This window comes from Arthrobacter sp. TmtSoilC79, assembly GCF_059739405.1.
The window spans coordinates 657,115-677,887 of record NZ_AP046051.1; the positions used below are offsets into that span (position 1 = coordinate 657,115).

A 20,773-nucleotide genomic window follows, 5' to 3' on the forward strand; every position below is an offset into this window, starting at 1 on the left:
CACTTGGCCGTTGCGGCCGCTAACCGCCGTCGAGCATTCAAGACCGGCGGCGGTCTGCGGCCTTGCTGCTGTTTGTCCCCGCGTCGGGTGCCCGGACGCAGGTTCTGTGGGTGCTTGAGGCCGACTCCACCCTGCTGCCCCATACCCGGATTCCGCTGAACAGCAAGGCTGGTCCCGGTACTTGGACCTGTGGCTTGATCGCCCAAACGGGAACATAATGAAGGCATGGCACGGCAAGCAGAGCCCGTGCTGATTCTGGGCATCGACGCAAGGACGGCGGCGTTGCCCGTGGGGTGAGGAAGTTTCCGGTGTCGTTGTCGGAAGAAGAGCGCAGGAGCTTGGAAGAGCTGGAGCGGGAACTGGCTTCCACTGATCCCGAACTGGCCTCCGAGCTGACTTCGGGCCGGCCGCGGGGCGAGGCAGCCCGCACCATTCTCGGAAGCCTCGCCGTACTGGGTGGCTTTGTCATGGTGATCGCCGGGATCGTGACCCAGATTGTGGTGCTGGGCGTGGTGGGTTTCCTCCTGGCCAGCGCCGGGGCGTATTGGCTGCTCGCCAGGACCTCGCTTCGGCGAAGGTTCGGAAACCACGACGGCGAACCGGCACCTTAGCGGGACCGTGCACCTTTGATGATGCTGCTTGAAGGCCCGGGGGGACCTAGGGAACCGGCGGCACGGGCGGCTGGACCGGAGTTTCGGGCTGCTTCACGGGTTGAGGTTCACCCGGCGGCACCATCATCCGCCAGGCAAGGATGGCACCGGCACCAACGGCGGCCCCCACAATCAGGCCGATCACCCACCCGGACAGGCGCGGAGCGCGCTGCGGACTGGTCCGTTTCAAGGCTTGCGTCGTCCTGTTCACTGCCTTGGCCGCCGCCCGCTGGGCTTCCTTGGCGGATTTCTTGTTGCCGGTCAGCGTGAGCATGACGCCGTGGACCACGGATGGGACGTCTGCATGATTGATGCGGGCCAGTGCCCACTTCACCACCGCGTCGGTCTGGGACGATGTCCCGTCGGCCGCGTGGGAGACCCACTCTCGGGCCAGATCCTGCGCGGCGGGAAGGATGTTCTGAGGTTTGTACATTGATGCGCCCCTAGAGGATTAGACGGCCCCGTGAGCCAGCCTACGCCGGAGCTCCCACGACCAACAGGTGCTCCGGCGTCCAAAGATCAGTCGCGGACAACAGCCGCCAGCTCCACCGGGCTTTCCAGCCCCGCCCATTGACCGTTCAGGGTCAACTCACCATGAAGCTCAGGAGCGGCAGCCGAGTTGGCCGAAGAGTCTGCAGCCACATCAACCACGCGGGCCACCTTCAACCGCAGCTCGCCGGCGTCGATGATGGTCACGCCGCTTCCCGAGACCGGCGCTGAGGCGCTCAGGGCGGGAACGCCGCCGTCGAGCTTTCCGCTGCCTTTTACCGTCACGGAACTCGGACGTGGCTCCGGCTCGCCGTCGACGATCAACTCGGCCTCCTTCTGGCCCGTCAGGATGGCGGTGGCCAAGGCCTTGACGTAGATGGGGTCGGCGCAGGCGTCGTACACATAGCGCTTGCCCAGGACCGAGTGATCCATGGTGCCGATCAGCCACTCTTCGGCCCCGGCGAGCTCATAGCCGCGGTAGCTGAGGGGCACCTGGTAGATGCGCTCGCCTGCAGCGACCACATGCGTCTCCATGCCGACCTCGCCGGCGGGATCATCAAAACGGTAGGCGCCAATGAGCTCCGGCGTGCCGTCCTGGATAAACCAGGGCTGCTTTGGCAGGTAGCCGGCGATGAGGTCGAGCTTGGACGGGGACAGATTTGCCTTGTGAATGATCGCCATGCACCCCAGCCTAGGGCAGGGCACGGCGAGGTTCGAAAGCAGTCCGATGCGCGGCCCGGCCCCTGCACTGATTACAATCAGAGGGACGTCGACCACTGAGGGAATCATGAAGAAACTCACCACTGTCCTGATCGCTGCCGGGCTTATCGCCACGGCATCCGCCTGTTCCGCACAGCAGCAGCTGACCACCAAGGAAACCTGCGACCGCGTTGGCGTGGCCGCAGCCGGCATTCCCCAGAACGCCAGCCAGACCGCCACCATCCGCGTTGCCAACGCCATGCGGCCCATCGAGCCCGTAGCGTCCGACGACATGAAGCCTGTTGTTACCGCCATCCTGGAGTACATGGATGAGCAGGCCAAGGAAACCCCTGATGAAGCCAAGCTGGGCGAGCTCGGCGCCAAGTACCAGGAAGCCGGCACCAAGTACGGCGAGCTCTGCCGCGGCTAATGACGCCCGCGCGCTGAAGGCTCACTCGTTGGAGAGACAGAGCTGAATAAACAGGGCTGAATTAACAGAACTGAATAAGTAGAGCTGAATAAACAGAAAGGGACCGGTTGAAGAACCGGTCCCTTTTGCGTCCCCAACCCTCTATCACGTCCCACCCCCTATTCCACGACGCTCTATCACGTCCCACCCCTTATTTCCCGACGCTCTATCACGTTCCACCCCTAATTTCCCGACGCTCTATCACTCCTCTAAAGAGAGTGAGTGAGGGTTGGTGGGGAGGGTGGGGGATGTGAGTGAGGGTTACTTTTCGTTGGGGCCGAGGTCGGGTTCGACGGCGAACCCCACCTCGCGCGTGGCGCTCCCGTGGAGTTCCAGGATGGCGAGCTCGTTGGCGCCTTCGCGGATCAGCGGGCCGGGAACATACAGGGTGCGTTGCGGCCCACGGCTCCAGTAGCGCCCCAAATTGAAACCGTTGATGAACGCATTGCCCTTGGTCCAGCCGTCCAGCCGCAGGAAGCGGTCGCCCGGGCCGTCCGCTTCAAAAGTGGCAAAGGAGATGGAGGGGCCGGCCACACCGGCGGACGCGGCACCCGGGCCATCGGCTTCAAAAGTGGCAAAGGAGATGGACGGGCCGGCCACACCGGCGGACGCGGCACCGCGAGGAAGAGCAACCGCAGCGGCCCGGAATGCGTCCAGCGAGGCCAGGTCAACAGCGCCGACTTCCCAGTCCAGCACCTCATCACCGTTCAGCAGTGCAGGCCCGATCAGCCCCTTCGCCTCGCCGATCCTCTGCCCGTAGTTCACCCGGCCCTGGTCCTCCAGAAGGACCTGCAGACGACCACCACCGGGAATGACAACAGTGCGTTCGCCAAGTTCCCGGCTCAGAACGCCCACGGGCACGCCGTCCAGGAAGAACTGGGCACGGTCGCGAACTTCAGAGAAGGACAGCACGCCTCCGCCCTGCAGCAACACCTCGTAGAGGTAGAAGCCCCGGTACTGCCCAGTCCTCTCCACGGAAGGAACGGTTCCGGGCACCAGCGAGGTAGACCCGGCAACAGAAAGCAGCGGCACAGACTCAGAAACGGCCGCCACGGTAACCGGAGCAGGTGCCCGGAGAGCCGGCACCTCCGCTGGAACCGGGAAGTGCTTGGCAATGACGTCCCGGAAGGCGAAGTACTTAGCCGTGGGGTGACCGTCTTCGGACAGAGGAGCGTCGTAGTCGTAGGAGGTGATGGTGGGCTCGTAAATGCCTTTGTCGTTCGCCCCGTTGGTGAACCCGAAGTTGGTTCCGCCGTGGAACATGTAGATGTTCACCGAAGCCCCGGCGGTCAGCAGGGCGTCCAGTTCGGCGGCGGAAGCAGCGGCGTCGGTGGTGTGGTGGTGCGTTCCCCAGTTGTCGAACCATCCGTTCCAAAACTCGGCGCACATCAGTGGGCCAGTGGGTTGCCGCTCCCGCAGAAAACCAAGCCGCTCAAGGGAACGCGAGCCAAACGTCCCGGTTTTGTGGAGTTCGGGCAGCGAGCCGTCCTCGATCATGGTCCCGAAAGGCTGATCGCAGGTGAACAAAGGAACGTCCACACCCAGGCGCTTGGACAGGTCCACCAAATGCTGCAAGTAGGCTTTATCGTCCCCGTAGGCGCCGTACTCGTTCTCAATCTGGAACATGATCACAGGGCCGCCCTGCGTAATCTGCCGCGGCACCACCACCGCCAGCACGGCTTCCATATAGGAGGAGACGGCGGCCAGGTAACCGGGCTCGCTGCTGCGGACACCCACCGTGGGGTCGGTGAACAGCCATGCCGGGAGCCCGCCGTTATCCCATTCAGCGCAAATGTAGGGACCCGGCCGGACAATCGCGTGCATCCCGGCGTCGGCCACCAGGTCAAGGAACCGGCCAAGATCCAGCCCGCCGTCGGCAATAAAAGCACCGGGGAAGGGCGAGTGCTCATTCCACGGCACGTACGTTTCGATGGTGTTCAGCCCCATGAGCCGGGCCTTGTGGATCCGGTCCGCCCAGAGATCGGGATGCACCCGGAAATAGTGGATGGCTCCGGAGAGGATGCGGAAAGGCCGATCGTTCAGGAGGAAGTCCTGATCGCCGATTTCGAACGTGTCCAAGGAAAGTCCTAACAGTCTTACGGGGTACGCAGCACGGCGTGGAAAGCGTACGAGGCGTTGCTCCAGATCACGAAGAGCAGCGGCGCCGGCGCCAGCGCGATGCCCAGGACCGGCTGCATCACGGCGGCGGAGACGATGATCCCCAGCAGGATCAGCATGGCCAGGCTGAGGTACCAGCGCTGCGCCACCAGATAAAGCGAAGCCTTGAGGATGCTTTTCAGCTTCGCCTCAGGCAGGAGTACGACGCCGGCAATCGCCGTGACGGAAAGGCTCACCGTCACGGCGGCTGCTACGACAATCAGCGGCACCAATAGTGCGGCACCGGGAAGGGCCGCGGCGTTGTTTTGGATGACGGCCAGGTCCACGCCGAGGAACATCAGCATCGCCGCAGCCCCCACGCCCAGCACTGCGGACTTGGCGAAACTGCGCTTGTATCCCCGAAGGAACGCGGCAACCGGCTTGACCGCGCCGCCGTCGTCGTTCAATGCCTTGAAGGCAGCGAAGATGCCGGCGAGCGACGGAGCGATGGTGACCGAAAGCGCCAGGAAGAACGGCCACGCAGAAGCGGGGTCGGCCACCAGCGAGAGGCTGAGGACCAGCGGAGCGTTGGCCACGGCGAGCAGTGCGTTCCCGGCCAGGAAGGTGTAGATGAACCCGAAAATACTCCCGAAGGTCTCGAATCCCGGCCCGGCCCACCGCCGCGGTTTGGCGCTCACACTACTCATCCTTTCATCCCGCTGGTCGCAATGCCCTGGATGAAGTAGCGCTGGCCGATCAGGAAGATGATGAGGATGGGGATCACGGAGATCACCGAGCCGGTCATGATCATGGCGTACTCGGCGTCGAACTGGCCAACGAAGGACCGGAGGCCCAACTGGACAGTCCAGAGGCGGTTGGACGTGAGGTAGATGAACGGTCCCATGTAGTCGTTCCAGGTGTTCACGAACGTCAGCAACGCCAGGCTGGCGAGGGCAGGCTTGGACAGGGGCAGGATCACGCGGGCCCAGATGCCGTACTCGCTGAGGCCGTCAATGCGGGCGGCTTCGCAGAGCTCGTCCGGGATGGTCATGTAGTACTGGCGCATCAAGAACACACCGAAGGCGCCGAACGCCTGCAGCAGGATGAGGGCGTTGAAGCTGTTGGTCAGGCCAAGGTTCTGCATCATGATGTACTGCGGCACCATGTAGGCCTGCCACGGAACCGCGATGGTGCCGATGTAGGCAAGGAACAGAACGTCGCGGCCCGGGAAGCGGACCTTGGAGAAACCGTAAGCAGCCAGCGAGCCGGTGAGGACCTGCAGGCAGGTGATGATCACGGCCAGGTACAGCGAGTTCTGCAGGTAGCCCATCATGGGAATGCGGGTCCAGATGTCCGTGTAATTGCTCCACACGAACTCCTGCGGAATCCACTGGATGGGAACGGTGAGTACCTGGTTGTTTTCCTTCAACGACGAGGAAAGCATCCAAATGAACGGCACCATCAGCGCCGCCACGAGGACCACCAGGACACCGTAGATCACGATGTTCGCGGTCCGCTTCTTCTGCTCGCGCGGGGAGCGCTTGCGGTCCGTACGACGGCGGTCTTCCGCAGTAGGTGCCCCTGACGGAGACGGAGCTGCATCCGCCAGATGTGTGGCTTTGAGGTCTTCGGCCATGTTGGTCATCAGCGTTCCCTCCGCTGTTGGATCTTGAACTGCAGGACGGTGACCGTCAGCACGATGATGAACAGGACCAGCGAAATGGCTGAGGAGTAACCGAACTTACCTTCGCCGATGCCTTCCTGGTAGATCAGCTGGGACAGCACCGTGGTGGACCGTCCGGGGCCACCGTTGGTCATGACCACAATGAGGTCGAACACTTTGAAGCTGGAGACCGTCAGCATGACCACCACAAAGAATGTGGTGGGACGCAGGGACGGAATGGTGACGTTCCAGAAACGCTGCCAGGCGCTGGCACCGTCAACTTCGGCGGCTTCGTACAGCTCAGTGGGGATCGCCTGGAGGCCGGCCAAGTACAGGACCATGTAGTAGCCCATATCGCGCCACACGCTGGTGATGATGACCGCGGGCATGGCCCAATCAGAACTGGACGTCCAGCCGGGCGGGTTGGCAATGCCGATGGCGCCGAGGAACTGGTTGATGGGCCCGCTGTCCGGGCTGAACAACATGTTCCAAACCACTGCCACAGCCACCAGCGAAGTGATGTAGGGGAAGAAGATGGCAACGCGGAAGAAGCCGATGCCCTTGAGTTTGCGGTTCAGCAGCATGGCCAGGATGAGGGCCAGTGCCATGGTGAGGGGGACGTGGCCCAAAGCGTAGACCAAGGTGTTCCGCAGGGCGATCCAGAAGGAATCGGAGGCGAACATCCGCTCGAAGTTGGCCAAGCCAACCCACTTGGGAGCGCTGAACGAGGTCCATTCCATGAAGGAGAGCGCGAAAGCGGCCACGACTGGAATGAGGGTGAAGGCAAGGAAGCCAAGGAAGTTCGGAAGGATGAACGTCCAGCCGATCAGCGTGTTGCGCCTGGCTTGCTTCCTGTTGCCACGGCTCTGCACTGGGGCAGGAGCCTGGGTAATTGTTTCTGTAGTCATGATGACCGCTCCCCGGGAGTTGGGGGCGTTCCTCCATTTCAGGATCCGGAGAATTCAGGTCCGGCCCGGTGCTGCATCCTGGGACGCAGCACCGGCACCAGTTGCTTGCCTGGCGTTACTTGCCCAGCACTTCGCTCTTGACGCGCTTGCCCATCTCAGCGATGCCGTCCGTGACGGAGCGCTCGCCCACCATGATGAGGTCGTGCTCCTGGTTGAGGATCTTGTCCGTAGCGGCAGACTTGTCGCTGACGGGCATTTCCAGTTCCGTGGTGTCCGGAGTGAAGGCCTTCTTGGACAGTTCGTCCGCGGGCATGCCATCGAGCTTGAAGTACTCGGCGGTGATGGCATCGTTCTGCAGGGCCGGGACGACACCGATCTTGGAGATCGCCTTGGCACCTTCTTCACCGGCAGCCCACTCGATGAACTTCTTGGCTTCATCGGAGTGCGTAGCGTTCTTGTTCACGGCGAAGGCCGTGGGCGAACCGAACGTGGTGACCTTGCCGTCGTCGTTCTTCTGTGGCATTGGAGCCAAGCCCCAGTTGACGTTGGTCTTGCCGTCCTTCTTGGCCTGCAGGATGCCGGCAATGTACCAGGTGCCCATGGGCATCATGGCAGCCTGGCCGGACTCGAACATGGTCCGGTAGCTGGTCTTCTGGCTCTTGGCAGTGCCGAAGTCCAAGGTGGCGCCGGACTTCTGCAGGTCCAGTGCGGTGTTGTACTGGTCCTCCATGAAGCCGTAGTCACCGCTGTTCTGGTCGGCGCCGTTCTGGGCTGCCGCGGTGGCCTGGACTACTGAACGCCAGATGTGGTGGTAGGTGCCGTACGTTTTCTTGCCGCCGGCCTCCGTGGAGAGCTTCTTGGCGATCTCCGTGTACTTCTCCCAGGTCAGGTCCTTGGGATCTTCAATGCCGGCAGCCTTGAAGAGGTCCTTGTTGTAGTACAGCAGCCAGAAGTCCTGGCGGTAGGGAGCAGCGAAGTACTTGCCGTCGATGTTGAAGGCGTCCATGCCGGCGAGGTTGTCCTTGCCCACCTTGTCCACCACGCTGTTGATTTCCTGCAGCTGGCCGTTGTTGGCGTAGCGGGAGTAGTCGATCACGTTCTTCATGGTGAGGACGTCAGTGGTGTCGCCACCGGCCAGCATGGTGGTGACCTTCTGGGGGTAGTCGTCGGCCAGGATGTCCACGGGTTCAATGTCCACGTTGGGATTGGCAGCCTCGTAGCTGTCAAAGAGGGCCTTGAACTCGGGGGTGCCCTCGTAGTTCCAGACCGAGACGGTCAACCGGGTCTTGCCTTCGGCCGCCTGCGGTTCGGCGGGACCGGCAGCGCCGGCACAGCCGGTGAGTCCGAGCCCTGCAGTCACCGCAAGGGCGATTGCGGCGAGGGTTGTGCGCTTCATTGCGTTCTCCTTTAGTACTGGGTTTTAAGTTTGCCGTAGGTGCGGCGTTGGTGTGGCTGGGTGTGCCGGGCCTAGGCGCTGAGGCCGAGGTCCGCGTGGACTACTTGGGCCAGGAGGTCCTTGCCGGCGAGGTACCGTTCAAGGTCATCCAGGGCGGCATCGGACATCCGCCGGGTCTCCGTTCCGAGCGAGCCGGCAATGTGCGGGGTGATGATGACGTTGGGGAGGTCATACAGGGTGGAGCCGGCCGGCAGCGGCTCGGGCTCCGTGACGTCAAGGAGCGCCGTGATCCGTCCGGTGGCGCACTCTTTCTCGAGGGCTTCGGTGTCAACGAGGGAACCGCGGGCTGTGTTGATGAGCGTCGCGTGGTCCTTCATGGCCTGGAGTTCTGCCGTGCTGATCATGTTGCGGGTTTCCGGCAGTGCCGGGGCGTGGATGGTGACTACATCGGAGACGGGCAGGAGTTCCTGGAGCGAGACCAGCTTTCCGCCGGCGGCCGCTACTTCCAAGGGATCCGCGTAGGGATCGCTGACGAGGCACGTGATGTCCTGGAGTTGCTGGACCAGCTGTACTACGCGGCGGCCGATGCGGGAGAACCCGACGACGCCCACCACGCGGCCGATGTTTCCCAGCTCGCCCCGGTCTGCAATGTAGCTCCAGTCGTCCCGGTGTGTGCGGGCGTCGTTGGCGAGGATGTGTGCCTTTTTGCCTGCCAGGACGATCGAGGCGAAAGTGAATTCTGCTACCGGGATCGCATTGGCGTCGGCGCCGTTGGTCACGGTGATGCCGCGGTCCCAGAGTTCTTCGCTGACGAAGCTGCGGACAGTTCCTGCACAGTGGAAAACAGCCCTGAGTTTGGGCATGCGCTCCAAACGCTCAGCATTGAGCTGCGGCACTCCCCAGCTGGTGAGGAGGATTTCCACCTCTTCCAAACGCCCCTGCAACCCGGGTTCGTCCAGGGAATCCGTCCATGGCCGGTCACCAAGGTCCACCAGTCCAGCCAGCCGCTCCAGACGGGTGGAATCGAACTGGTCAGCAAAGGTTCCGCTATTCATGACCAGCAGTGCCTGGGGCTTGAGCGACATTGAGGGGATCCTCCCTTCGAAAATTCAGTGGTCTGTTCGACCGTGATTTATGTGTTGCATCACATCTAATAATCAGTACATACTCATAAACAAGACAGTTCATTCAACTCAATCGAACTTGATCTGAAACGTTCAAACTCGAACAAACGAGAGAAGAATCCCTATGGCAACCGGCACCGCCGCCGTTCAAGCGCCACTTCTTTACCCGTTGAGGAACACGTGGGGCCCTATGGCTGATCGGGACAACCTGTTGGAGACACTCCGAGGCTCCCGTGACCGGCTCACTGTTCGGCCGGCGTCCGACGGCGGATGGCAGCTTGATGATGCCCGCCTCCTTTCCGGGTGGCGCACCCAAGCATCGGCAGAAAAGGGGAGTGCCTGGCCCCAGCCCCTTGTGTCCCACTACGCCCGGTACTTCCGCGACGGCAACCGCACGGCCTACGAGGGACTGGTGGCGAGCCGGCAGCAGCGGCTGACGCGCGCCGTCGTCATGGCTGCCGTTGATGGACCGGCTTCCCGTGAGGAGTGGCTTGATGAGGTGATCGACGGCGCCTACCTCCTGTGCGAGCAAAGCTCCTGGAGCTGGGCCGCGCACGACGACGTATTCACCCGCAGCGGCGACGTGGTTCCGGAACGTTCCCGGCCCTACCTGGATCTCGGCGCAGGGGAAGTGGTAGCGCAGCTCGCGTGGGCTGACCATGTGCTGGGTGCTTCCCTGGACGAACGCGCCCCAGGTCTGCGCCGGCGTATCCGTCTGGAGACGAGCGAGCGTGTCATCCGCCCGTTCCTGGACCGCCTCGATTGGCACTGGCTGGGCTTGGACGGCGATGTCCACAACTGGAACCCCTGGATCCACTCGAACATCATTGTGGCGGCATTGCTGCTGGTTGATGACCCTGATGAGCAGGCGGCGGTGGTTGCCCGGTGCATCGAGGGCCTGGACCGCTTCCTCGCCTCCATCCCGGCCGATGGCGCAATCGACGAGGGCTTCGCGTACTGGTGGAACGGTGCCGGACGTGCGCTGGAAGGCCTGGCCTTGTTGGAGGAAGCCAGCGGCGGCGCACTCAATCCGGACCTGCCAGTCATCCGTGCGCTGGTCGCTTTCCCGCACCGCATGCACCTGGGGCACCGCTGGTTCCTGAACGTTGCTGACGGCCCGGCCCGCGCCCACAAAGGCCTCCCGTGGAGCATGCTGCACCGCTGGGCTGTCCGGCTGAGGGACTCCGACGCCGCCGCGCATGCCGCGACCTTTGCCGCCGTCGCACCTGAACCCAACGCGGCAGCCGGACTGGGCCGCGTCCTCACGTCCCTTACCCACCGCACCCCGCCCACGTCCTGCACCCAACCAGGTAGCGCTCAGCTGCGACCCAGTTGGGGGACGTACCTGCCATCGGTCCAGATCATGGTGGCCCGGCAAACCCCGGGGTCCACCGATGGGCTCACGCTTGCGGCCAAGGGCGGGCACAACGGCGAGCACCACAACCACCGCGACGTCGGTTCCGTGGTGGTGGCCGTAGACGGTGTGCCCTTGCTGGTCGATGCCGGCCAGCCCACGTACACCGCCCAAACGTTCGGGCCTGATCGGTACCGGATCCGGGCCATGCAGAGCGCGTGGCACAGTGTCCCGGCGCCCTTCGGGCTGGAGCAAGGGACGGGGTCTTCGTTCGCGGCGACCGTCCTCCAGGAGCCCACACCGGAGGAGCCCACGCTCGAGCTTGGACTGGGGGCGGCCTATGGTTTGGACCACCCCGAGCAGTGGATCCGCACCTCGCTGATGAACCGGGACCTCGGCTCCGTGGTGATTGATGACCGCTGGAACCTGCCAGCACAGCCGCCGGAGGGAACGCACCCTCCGGAGGGAACACGCCCGCCGGAGGGAACGCGCGACGTCGACATCACCTACCTGGTTGCCGGCACCGTCCGCATCGGTTCAGACGCCACGGCCACCATTACGCCCGAAGGTATCCCGGCTGCCGAAACCACCAAGGGACTGCACCTGCGCTGGAAGCCGGCCACCGCCGTCGTGCTGGTGGACGAGTGGCTCTTGGACGATCCGCTCCTCAGCGATATTTGGGGCGAAAAACTGACCCGTATCCGATTCCGCATGCCCGCCGAAAACCGCGCTTCGGGCGCATTCACCCTCACAGTGGAGGCAACATCTTGAGTTCCGAACAGACCCCGGAAGCGGGCGGCAAGTCCCTCTTTTCCTTGCAGCGGCGGGAGCGGCTCATGGAGGAATTGCGTGCGCACGGTGCCATCACGGTCCGGGATATCGCCGCAAAGCTGGGCGTCAGCGAGTTGACCATCCGGCGTGATGTGAACACCCTCGCCGACGAAGGGCTGGTGTCCAGGGTCCACGGCGGCGCAACCCTGCCCAGCCCGTTGGACCGGTCCGTGGCTGTGGGGAGGCCGTCGGCGCACAGCTACTCGATCGGCATGGTGGTTCCATCGCTGGACTACTACTGGCCGCAGGTGATTTCCGGTGCCCGCGGCGAGGCCGAAGCGCAGAACCTCCGCATCCTGGTCAGGGGTTCCGCCTATGACGCCGCGGATAACCGTCGCCAGGTCCAGGCACTGCTGGATACCCAAAACATCGACGGACTGATCGTGGCACCGGACATGGGCGGCGAGCACGGCAAGGAGCTGCTCCGCTGGCTCAACGCACTGCCCATTCCGGTGATCCTGGCTGAGCGCCGGGCGCCGTTGGAGATTCCCGCCCATCGGCTGGAGTGGGTGGCAACGGACCACTCGTTCGGCGCAGGGATGGCCGTTCGGCACTTGTGGCAGGAGGGGCATCGGATGATCGGCTGCCTCACTGATTCCACGAGCCCCACCAGTCCGCACGTGGTCCGCGGCTGGAAGCAGGCCATGGCAGCGCTGAAGATTCCGCTGGAGAACTCCATCCATGAGGACTCAGCCAAACTGGACAACGGCGACCGGGCCAAGCACTTCGACCACGTCCTTGACTTGTGCCGTTCCTCCGGAACCACGGCCATGCTGGTGCACTCGGATACCCAGGCCGTGGCGTTCGTGCAGCACTGCGTGGACCGCGGAGTGGACGTTCCCGGCAGCATGGCGATCGTGGGATACGACGACGAAGTTGCCTACCTGGCCGAGCCCGCCATCTCCGCGGTCCGGCCACCCAAAAGCTACGTCGGCAAAGTGGCGGTGCAGCTCATGGCTGCGCGCCTGGCCGAAGGAAGGATGCGCCCTGTGCATCGCATTGACCTGAACCCTGAGCTGATCGTCCGGGAGTCGTCCGTCGGGGCGCCGCGTGGACTGGCCGGAGTACTGGAGGATTCCCTCTGATGCTCTTGCCACCGTTGGATCACCAACTCTCACCCTTCACCGGCCTGACCCGCGAGCACTGGTGCGCTTACGCGGACCACCTCCTGCGCTCCGCCCATCACTTTGGGACCGAGGACCATGCCAACATCCACCTGCCGGGAGCCAACAGCCGGTACGGCCCGCGGAGTGACTCGCTGGAGGCCTTCGCACGGACATTCCTGCTGGCCTCCTTCCGGATGGCGGGCGACCCCTCCTCCACAGGTTGGATCGCGGAGTGGTACGCCGCCGGCCTCGATGCCGGAACCAACCCCGCCAACCCCGACCGCTGGCCGACGCCAGGCGAGCTGGGGCAGGCGAAGGTTGAGGCGGCGTCGTTGGCTGTTGGCCTGGCACTGACCCGCGACGTCCTCTGGGACAAGCTCCCCGAACGCGTGCAGGAGCAGCTCATCGCTTGGTTCGAGACCGTGATCGGCGAGGAATATCCGCCCATCAACTGGGTGTGGTTCCAGATTGTGGTGGAGACGTTCCTCGCCTCTGTCGGCGGCCGGTATTCCGACGAGGACATCGACGCCGGACTCGCCATCCACGATTCCCTGTACCAGGGCGGGGGCTGGTTCGCCGACGGCCCCGAGCGCGCCTACGACCACTACGTGGGCTGGGCGTTCCAGGTGTACCCGCAACTGTGGGCGCTGATGGCACCCTCGGATCCCCGGGTTACTGCACGGAAAACGCTCGACGGCGACCGGCTGGCTGACTTCCTGGACGACGCCGCGTTCTTGGTGGGGGCGAACGGAGCCCCGCTCATCCAGGGCCGCAGCTTGATCTACCGGTTCGCGGCCGCGGCGCCCTTCTGGGTAGGGGAGTTGTCCGGGCACACCCGGCTGGCCCCCGGCATGGCGCGGCGGGCAGCCTCCGGAATGCTCGACTACTTTGCCCGGCACGGGTCCATCACTGACGATGGGCTCCTGTCCATCGGCTGGCATGGCGAGTTCGCGGGCATGAAGCAGGCGTACTCCGGTGCGGGCTCTCCGTATTGGGCTGCAAAGGGGATGCTCGGGCTGGCGCTGCCGGCGGACCACCGCGTGTGGATCTCGCTTGAGGAACCCTTGCCCGTTGAGGTTGCGGACACCCAGCGGCTCATCGCGGCACCGGGGTGGCAGGTTGACGGTTCCCGCGCGGACGGCGTGGTCCGGATCCGGAACCATGCCACGGACCACGCAGTTGTTGGCGCTGTGGTGGCTGATTCTCCGCTTTACGCCCGGATCGGGTACTCGACGCACACGTTCCCGGACCTGACGCCGGAGTCGGTTGATAACGCGGTGGCATTCGTTGACTCCTCCGGGCGGCTCACGCATCGGACGGGGTTCGAGCACCTCGGCTCGTTCGCTGAGGGCGGGGTTCAGATAGGTGCTTCCCGGTTCACTGCCCACTGGATCGAACCCGATCCCGACGCCGGGCCGGATCACGGCAGCGGGGTGTCCGGTGTCGCGACGGCCGGTCCTTCGGTCACGGTTGTTTCGGTGACGCGGGGCGCGGTGGAGCTTCGGCTGGTGCGGGTTTCAGGGGCTTCTTCCGGGGGTGCTTCTTCCGGGGGTGCTTCTGGTGCTTCTAGTGAGGGTGCTGTGGGCACTTCCGGCGATGTAGCTGCGGGTGTTCTGGGTTCTGCGGGTCCTGCGCTGCGGATCGGTGGCTGGCCGGTGGATGCTGCATCTTCTGAGATCAGCACTGTCCTGCCCGTGCCTGGGTTTGGCCTGCCCTTGGATGACTCCGGGACATTGGTGCGCTCCGGTGCACACCCCATGGGTTCGGAGCTCACCATTCCTTGGGTGGGTACCGCGGGCACAGCGCACGACGGCGACTACGCCGCCGTCGTCGTCCTCACCGGTGAGGGAGGTGCTTCGCCGGACGGGGGCGTCACGTTTGTGACGAGCCAGGGGGAGGGCGAAGACTGTTTCGTGTTCGCCGACGGTGCATCGATACCCCTTTCCCGGCTGTGGCCTTCCCGATTCGAGGCTTAGCCGCGGGTTAGGTGATTCCTACCATCTAACGCGCAGCGAGCCATCGAACCGGCCGGCCCGTGGAGGTGGGGTTGTGCCCGTCTCGTGGTCTTGCTGCTGAGTGTGCCGTGCGTACGGCATCGGGTGCAGCGAGCCATCGAAGCGGTGAGGCCCCAGGGGTCTTGAGCTTGGCTCGACGCTTGGCCGCCCACTTGCCGACTCGTACCGTCTGGCCTGCAGTGAGCCCGGGAGCGCAGCCCGTTTCGGGGTCTCGCTGCTGAGTGTGCCGTGCGCACGGCATCGGGCGCAGCGAGCCATCGAATCGGCGAGGCCCCGCAGCTTGGCTCGACGCGTAGCTGTCCACTTGCCGACTCCTACCGTCTGGCCTGCAGTGAGCCCCGGGAGCGAAGCCCGTTTCGGGGGTTCGCTGCTGAGTGTGCCGTGCGCACGGCATCGGGTGCAGCGAGCCATCGAATCGGCGAAGCCACGGGGGTTTGGGCCGACGCGTAGTTGCCCACTAGCCGACTCCTACCGTCCAACAACAACGCAGCCATCGAATCGGTCTCCCACGGTACTGGGCGCGTGGCCGTTTCGGGGGTTCGCTGCTGAGTGTGCCGTGCGTACGGCATCGGGTGCAGCGAGCCATCTAATCGGCGAGGCCCCGGGGGTTGGGCCGACGCGTAGTTGCCTACTAGACGACTCCTACCATCTAACGCGCAGCGAGCCATCGAACCGGCGGGCCCACGGAGGTGGGCACGTGCCCGTTTCGGGGGTTCGCTGCTGAGTGTGCCGTGCGCACGGCATCGGGCGCAGCGAGCCATCGAATCGGCGGGCCCACGGGGGTTCGGCCGACGCGTAGTTGCCCACTAACCGACTCCAACCGTCTGACCTGCAGTGAGCCCCGGGCGCTTGCCCGTTTCGTGGTCTTGCTGCTGAGTGTGCCGTGCGCACGGCATCTGGTGCAGCGAGCCATCGAATCGGCGAAGCCACGGGGGTTTGGGCCGACGCGTAGCTGCCCACTAGCCGACTCCTACCGTCCAACAACAACGCAGCCATCGAATCGGCCAGCCCACGGAGGTTGGGTTGTGCCCGTTTCGTGGTCTTGCTGCTGAGTGTGCCGTGCGCACGGCATCGGGTGCAGCGAGCCATCGAATCGGCGGGCGAACTAGGGGCGGCCCGGAATCCCCTGCAGTAGGCTCGCCGGATGAGCAACAGCGAAGACCGCGAACGTTTCCTGGCAGCCTATGACCACAACCTCCGCACCGACGCCGAGACCCCCAGCGCCCTCAAGGTCACCCAACACGGACCCCTGCGCCTGGTGACGTTCATGAAGGGGCGGGGTTTCGTCACCTACAGGGACCTGGGCGATGCGGACTCGCAGACCGTGAAGAGACTCGTCGCCGAGGCGATCGCGCACTTCCGCGCAGATCCTGACATCACCAAGGTGGAATGGAAATCCCGCGGCCACGACCACGCGCCGGGTTTGCATGAAGCCCTCATTGAGAACGGCTTCACCCAGGATGACCCCGAGTCGATCATGATCGGCGAAGCGAAAGCATTGAGCGCGGATGTGCCAATTCCCGGCGGCGTAACCCTGCGGCAAGTCACTGACGAAGCCGATGTCAGGGCCATGAGCGCCATGCAGGATGAGGTCTTCGGGGAGCCGGTTTCAGACGAGATGGCCGAGGCGTTGCTGCGAAGGCTGTCGCTCGGCGATGGCATGCAGCTTTGGGTTGCCGAAGCTGAGGGAAAGATTGTCAGTGCGGGACGCTTGGAGCCAGTGCCGGGGACAGTCTTTGCCGGGATCTGGGGCGGTGCCACCAGGGAAGAATGGCGTGGCCGGGGGATTTACCGGGCGTTGACGGCCCGCCGTGCACAGGCCGCACTCGAGTTGGGCAAGTCACTCATCCACAGTGACTCCACCGAGTTCTCGCGGCCAATCCTGGAACGTTCCGGGCTGCTCAAGGTCTCGACGACAACGCCGTACCGCTGGGTGCGCGGCTAAATGCTTGAGGGCCAGCCGCCGGTTGAGGCGGTCCACCTCATCCAAGACTCGGCCCGCTTCGGTGAAAACACAGCGGGGCCCCTCAGGATCGAAATCCCCAGGGGCCCCGCCGGTTGAGACGGTCCACCTCATCCAAGTCTTCTGTGGCTGCCCAGTGCCGGTTGAGTTCATTGTTCCAAGACTCGTCCCACTTCGGTGAAAACACAGCGGGGCCCCTCAGGATCGAAATCCCAAGGGGCCCCGCTAGCTCAGAATTTCCTTACTTGCCAGCCGCGAAGTAGCTCACGCACTGCCCCTGATTGGTGAACACGGGCGACGGACTGGTCTTCCATCCGTTGTTCTTGCACGCGTCCTTCCCGGTGGAAACAGTCACACGATATTGCTTCGTGGTGCCGTCGGGAGCTGTCACGGTGACTACCGCCGTCGGGCTTTCCGCCGTTGCCTGCTGGACGGTCACCTTGGCGTTCGTGTCCAGCGGGTAGCCGACGACGGCGGGAGTCGCCGTCGCGGTCAGCACCCGGTAGTCGGTGGTTCCGGGAGCGAAACCGACCACGGAGGCTTGGTTGACCAGCAGCCGGCCGAGGTCGGTTAGCCCGGCGTCGGCCAGGCGTGATCCAGCGATAGCCACCTCAGCGACCTTCGTGTAAGACGCCGTGGTCACGAACGAAACCCTGATCCCGCGGGTGGTTACGGGGTCGAAGCGGACGGTCGTCGGTGAAGAAATGGAGAGTCCGGTGATGGTTCCGGCGGAGGTGTCCTTCCATGTTCCGGTGGCATCCTGGTACTGGACCTTCAGGCTTGCCGCGGCCTTCTCCGCGGACGTCACGGTCACTGAAGAGACGGTGTAGTCGCGGCCAAACGCGTAGCTCAGGCTGTCACCGGCCCTGCCGCCGCTGACCCAGTTGGACCAGCGCGTGGAGGCGTTGGAATCGCAGGTGTTCTTCGCGATGTAGGAGCCCTCGGTGTAGCTGGCGGTGACGGAAGTGCTGGGATCGTCCTTGCAGATGTTGCTGCTCGGAACCCGGTCCACCACCAGCACTGTGAGGGTCGCAGGGAGTGAGCCCGCCGTGCCCGGAACCGTCACTGAACCAACAGTTTGCAGCGCCGAATCGGACAAGGAAGCCCAGTCCCACGTGACGGGGAGCGGGTTGCGGGCCGGGCCGTCGCCGATCTGTCCAGGGACGGACGTGGGCGCAGCAGCCTGGACCTCAGCCACGGTAGAGCCAATGCCTACCGTTACCGACGCCGGATCGGTGGCGACGTACTGCCCAACAGTCACGGTCAGGAGGGCATCGCCAAACACCTGCCCGTAAGGATCAACGCCGGAACCGCGAAGCGTCACCTTCCCTTCCTTCTGCCAAACCGACGGATCAACAGAAGACCACGTCACAGCCAGTGGCTTGCCAGGACCCGCCTCATACAGCGGTGTCACTGTAGAAGGCAGGGTAGGCGCAACGCCAGTGAGAGTGCTCAGTTCAACGGGAGAAACACCCAGGAGCTTGAGGTCCGCAATGTCCGTGAAAGCCCACGCCTGGTGCGGGTTGGCCGATGCCGTGGCCGTGGTTCCGGTGGAGGAAGCCAGCGCTACGGACGTTCCGGCCGCGGTTTGGTTGCCCGAAACCTGCAGAGCAATCGCCGCACCTGCGTTGACCAGTGACCATTGCTTGCCGTTCTCGGTGGTCACTATCCACTGTGCAGAAGGAGTCGCCTTGGCTTGCTCCACCGAGAGGGAACCCAGCGAAGCGGCACCCGACTGGCTCCCGTTAAGTACGCCTCCGTTGCCGGTCAGGACGCGCCCGTCCTTGCTGGAAACAACCCAGCGGCGATCGTTCCCAAGGCCACCTGCACCCACGGCGTTGAAGGTCCACATTTGTGGAGCCGCGCCTGCTTCGTCGCCGCCCAGTTCCTCGATCGACGCAGTTCCGTTCGCGCGCCCGGTCAGGTATTTGCCGCTCGCCTCACCGCTGAGGTGGTAGCTGTGGCCGTCCTGCACAGGTGCGGCGTCGTCCGAAACTCCACTGACGCCGTCGACGACGAACGTCACCACTGATGCGGCAGGAACCTCAAGCGTCGCGGACTTGGCGGTGGTATCCACGGCCACGGGTGCGCCCTTGACCAGGGCGTTCTTCTCGATGTCGTCCAGTGGGGACTTGGTGGTGACAACGGGAGTGACCTTGGCGCCGGGAGCGATGGAGCCGAAACGGCTGAGGTCGATCGTGACCTTTTCCGGCGTCGGGGTGTCGTTGAAGTGGACCAGGGTGGCACCGTTGCCGTCGGCGCGGAGGGCGCTGGCGGTCTTGGCGTTGTCGTTGTGAATGAGGAAGTCGCCCGGACGGATGTAGTGCGTGAAGTTCCGTGTGGTGTTGTATTTCTGGTTGGTCAGGACCTTGCACTTGGCTTGATCCCCGGTGGCGCCGTCGTTGAGCCGACGGTTGGAGAAGCCTTCGCGGCCTTCGTAGTTGCAGTCAAAGTCGACGTAAATGGAACCCCAGCCTTTGTCTGCCTTCTCCTGTTTGTACGTGTCCTCCACAGGCTGCCAGAACACCCACGCGTTGGGGTCCAGTTCCCGGAGATCGTTGACCATGCGGCCGGCGATGCCCAGGCCGTTGGTGATGTTGGAGCGGTCCCAGCCGCTGGTGGAGTCGCCGAGCGCGGGGTTGCCTGTCCAGAAACCGCCAACCTCACTCATCCACAGGGGCTTGTCCGTGGAGTTGGCGAGGTCCCTGACCCGGCGTCGATCGTTGGTGCCGTACGTGTGGACGTTGAGCTGGGCAACGGCGTCCTTGGCCTCCTGGCTGTAGCCGTTCCAGTTGGTCATGAACTTGCTGGGATCGGTCTCGTCCATTGCCGAGATGACGGCGTCGGTGTTGCCCTTTTCCAGTTCCGCCGCCAGGAGCTTGGTCACGCGGTCCTGGGCGGCCGGGTAGATCAGCGCGCCCTCCTGCTTCTGCGTGTACGTGGTGGGCGGCTTGCCTGTGGCGGCGTCGATGTCCGTTCCCCAGTAGCCCGAGTTTGGCTCATTGAACGGATCGATCGTGTCCACGGTGATACCGCTGCCCTTTTCGAGAAGTTCGACGGCGTTCCTCATGTATGCGGCAAACTTGGCTTCGGCTTCGGGCAGGAGGTTCTCGCCCTTGGCGGTGTTCACCTGGCCGGAAACGTAGCCGCTCTTGGTCATGAACCACGGCGGGGAGTTGCTGAAGGCTTCCCAGTGGGTGATCTGTTGATCGGCGGCCAGGCGCTCCACCCACCAGCGCTGGTTCTGGTCGGCGTCGGGGTTGTAGGAGGCGGGGTCGTCAGGGTCCCACGCGTTCAGGAACGCGAGTTTGTTGGCCTGTGTCTTGTCGACGCTTCCGTCCGCGTTGTAAAGGTTCGACGCCGGTTGGCCGGGCCGCGCTTCAGCCACCGGCTTCCACCATCCCTCCACAGCGCTGCCGTCGTTGAGGTAGTTGGCTACGTCGGAGGCATTGCCGCCACCGACGTTGTAGCGGGCAATGTTGAGGTTCAGCCCGTCCTCACCGAAGACCTTCTGGTACAGCTCCTCGCGCAACTCGGGGGAGTATCCCGCCGTCGCATTGGCAAACCAGACCAGGCTGGTTCCCCAGCCTTCGAACGCTTCGCCCCGGGTAGCGGGGTTCGGTGTGATGGTGACCGCTGTTGCGTCGTCTGCTTGTGCTTGGGGGGTGGTTGCGGGCAGGAGTGCCATGCCAGCGGCGGCTGTGACGGCTGCCGCCAGTATTGCCACTGGCCTTCGGATTCTTCGAGCGGTAAACGCCATGGGTGGACCTCATCGTCGGGTGTCATTGGGTGCTTTGCCTGGCTTCATGGAAGGGCCGGGCAAACCGAGACTATGAGGCTCTCTGGGTTGCAACAAGGCACTCGAACACGCTCGCTCGTGGTCAATCAGAACCGGTCACACGCATTCAAGCAACGAGGGGTCACTTGTGGCCTCTTTGAGCCGCTTGAAGGGGCCACAAGTGACCCCGCGATGCTTCTGTTGCGCTTCATGGTGGGGCGCTGGTTGTAT

At 64.0% G+C, this 20,773-nt stretch carries 15 protein-coding genes; 6 read left to right on the plus strand and 9 right to left on the minus strand.

All coding sequences use genetic code 11. The features are described 5' to 3' along the window. Positions 1–308: 308 nt before the first annotated feature. Complete coding sequence (locus tag AC6JA3_RS03170) at positions 309–611, plus strand: DUF3040 domain-containing protein (protein WP_026543435.1); 303 nt, start codon at positions 309–311, stop codon at positions 609–611. Between the two features lie 46 nt (positions 612–657). Here AC6JA3_RS03170 and AC6JA3_RS03175 read toward each other — a convergent pair whose 3' ends face one another. Together AC6JA3_RS03175 and AC6JA3_RS03180 are read right to left on the minus strand one after the other, a co-directional pair. Beyond that, a complete protein-coding gene (locus AC6JA3_RS03175) occupies positions 658–1,083 on the minus strand; it encodes a hypothetical protein (RefSeq protein ID WP_026543436.1) in 426 nt (141 codons plus the stop codon). Between the two features lie 86 nt (positions 1,084–1,169). Then, positions 1,170–1,820 (minus strand): CG0192-related protein, encoded by a 651-nt coding sequence (locus AC6JA3_RS03180; RefSeq protein ID WP_026543437.1) that lies wholly within the window; start codon positions 1,818–1,820, stop codon positions 1,170–1,172. Between the two features lie 106 nt (positions 1,821–1,926). On the opposite strand from AC6JA3_RS03180, the gene AC6JA3_RS03185 reads away from it, so the two are divergent. Next, entirely contained in the window at positions 1,927–2,268 is a 342-nt protein-coding gene (locus AC6JA3_RS03185; protein ID WP_026543438.1) for a hypothetical protein, read from the plus strand. Positions 2,269–2,568: 300 nt separating this feature from the next. On the opposite strand, the gene AC6JA3_RS03190 is transcribed toward AC6JA3_RS03185, so the two are convergent. The 6 genes from AC6JA3_RS03190 to AC6JA3_RS03215 form a co-directional block, all read right to left on the minus strand. Further along, the gene (locus AC6JA3_RS03190; protein WP_026543439.1) at positions 2,569–4,386 is read right to left on the minus strand and encodes a glycoside hydrolase family 35 protein; all 1,818 of its coding nucleotides are present in this window, start codon (positions 4,384–4,386) and stop codon (positions 2,569–2,571) included. Between the two features lie 17 nt (positions 4,387–4,403). Continuing rightward, on the minus strand, positions 4,404–5,102 hold the full coding sequence (locus tag AC6JA3_RS03195) for a DUF624 domain-containing protein (protein WP_238325014.1): 699 nt from the start codon (positions 5,100–5,102) through the stop codon (positions 4,404–4,406). Between the two features lie 5 nt (positions 5,103–5,107). Next, a complete protein-coding gene (locus AC6JA3_RS03200) occupies positions 5,108–6,049 on the minus strand; it encodes a carbohydrate ABC transporter permease (RefSeq protein WP_026543440.1) in 942 nt (313 codons plus the stop codon). Continuing rightward, positions 6,049–6,975 carry a carbohydrate ABC transporter permease gene (locus AC6JA3_RS03205; protein WP_026543441.1) on the minus strand — a complete coding sequence of 309 codons (927 nt, stop codon included), beginning with the start codon at positions 6,973–6,975 and terminating at the stop codon, positions 6,049–6,051. Before AC6JA3_RS03205 ends, AC6JA3_RS03200 begins: the two co-directional genes overlap by 1 nt. Positions 6,976–7,090: 115 nt before the next feature. Continuing rightward, on the minus strand, positions 7,091–8,371 hold the full coding sequence (locus AC6JA3_RS03210) for an ABC transporter substrate-binding protein (RefSeq protein WP_026543442.1): 1,281 nt from the start codon (positions 8,369–8,371) through the stop codon (positions 7,091–7,093). Between the two features lie 71 nt (positions 8,372–8,442). Then, the gene (locus AC6JA3_RS03215; RefSeq protein ID WP_026543443.1) at positions 8,443–9,456 is read right to left on the minus strand and encodes a hydroxyacid dehydrogenase; all 1,014 of its coding nucleotides are present in this window, start codon (positions 9,454–9,456) and stop codon (positions 8,443–8,445) included. Positions 9,457–9,685: 229 nt separating this feature from the next. Here AC6JA3_RS03215 and AC6JA3_RS03220 point away from each other — a divergent pair, with 229 nt between their 5' ends. The 4 genes from AC6JA3_RS03220 (at position 9,686) to AC6JA3_RS03235 (ending at position 16,746) form a co-directional block, all read left to right on the plus strand. Continuing rightward, on the plus strand, positions 9,686–11,620 hold the full coding sequence (locus AC6JA3_RS03220; protein ID WP_347782548.1) for a heparinase II/III family protein: 1,935 nt from the start codon (positions 9,686–9,688) through the stop codon (positions 11,618–11,620). Then, positions 11,617–12,765, plus strand: a complete 1,149-nt coding sequence (locus AC6JA3_RS03225) for a LacI family DNA-binding transcriptional regulator (RefSeq protein ID WP_026543444.1) — start codon at positions 11,617–11,619, stop codon at positions 12,763–12,765. The genes AC6JA3_RS03220 and AC6JA3_RS03225 overlap by 4 nt, the downstream gene beginning before the upstream one ends. Continuing rightward, positions 12,765–14,762, plus strand: coding sequence for a DUF2264 domain-containing protein (locus AC6JA3_RS03230; protein WP_347782549.1), 1,998 nt, complete (start codon positions 12,765–12,767; stop codon positions 14,760–14,762). The genes AC6JA3_RS03225 and AC6JA3_RS03230 overlap by 1 nt, the downstream gene beginning before the upstream one ends. A gap of 1,183 nt (positions 14,763–15,945) precedes the next feature. Beyond that, positions 15,946–16,746 (plus strand): GNAT family N-acetyltransferase, encoded by an 801-nt coding sequence (locus AC6JA3_RS03235; protein ID WP_497919896.1) that lies wholly within the window; start codon positions 15,946–15,948, stop codon positions 16,744–16,746. A gap of 259 nt (positions 16,747–17,005) precedes the next feature. Here AC6JA3_RS03235 and AC6JA3_RS03240 read toward each other — a convergent pair whose 3' ends face one another. Next, positions 17,006–20,491: a discoidin domain-containing protein gene (locus AC6JA3_RS03240; RefSeq protein WP_051421725.1), complete on the minus strand. Its 3,486-nt coding sequence runs from the start codon at positions 20,489–20,491 to the stop codon at positions 17,006–17,008. Positions 20,492–20,773 lie beyond the last annotated feature (282 nt).

What these genes read in the sequence shown, in the direction of transcription:
- AC6JA3_RS03175 (WP_026543436.1), bottom strand. Translation starts at nt 1,083, where the DNA reads ATGTACAAACCTCAGAACATCCTTCCCGCCGCGCAGGATCTGGCCCGA.
- AC6JA3_RS03180 (WP_026543437.1), bottom strand. Translation starts at nt 1,820, where the DNA reads ATGGCGATCATTCACAAGGCAAATCTGTCCCCGTCCAAGCTCGACCTC.
- AC6JA3_RS03185 (WP_026543438.1), top strand. Translation starts at nt 1,927, where the DNA reads ATGAAGAAACTCACCACTGTCCTGATCGCTGCCGGGCTTATCGCCACG.
- AC6JA3_RS03200 (WP_026543440.1), bottom strand. Translation starts at nt 6,049, where the DNA reads ATGACCAACATGGCCGAAGACCTCAAAGCCACACATCTGGCGGATGCA.
- AC6JA3_RS03205 (WP_026543441.1), bottom strand. Translation starts at nt 6,975, where the DNA reads ATGACTACAGAAACAATTACCCAGGCTCCTGCCCCAGTGCAGAGCCGT.
- AC6JA3_RS03210 (WP_026543442.1), bottom strand. Translation starts at nt 8,371, where the DNA reads ATGAAGCGCACAACCCTCGCCGCAATCGCCCTTGCGGTGACTGCAGGG.
- AC6JA3_RS03215 (WP_026543443.1), bottom strand. Translation starts at nt 9,456, where the DNA reads ATGTCGCTCAAGCCCCAGGCACTGCTGGTCATGAATAGCGGAACCTTT.
- AC6JA3_RS03220 (WP_347782548.1), top strand. Translation starts at nt 9,686, where the DNA reads ATGGCTGATCGGGACAACCTGTTGGAGACACTCCGAGGCTCCCGTGAC.
- AC6JA3_RS03230 (WP_347782549.1), top strand. Translation starts at nt 12,765, where the DNA reads ATGCTCTTGCCACCGTTGGATCACCAACTCTCACCCTTCACCGGCCTG.
- AC6JA3_RS03235 (WP_497919896.1), top strand. Translation starts at nt 15,946, where the DNA reads ATGAGCAACAGCGAAGACCGCGAACGTTTCCTGGCAGCCTATGACCAC.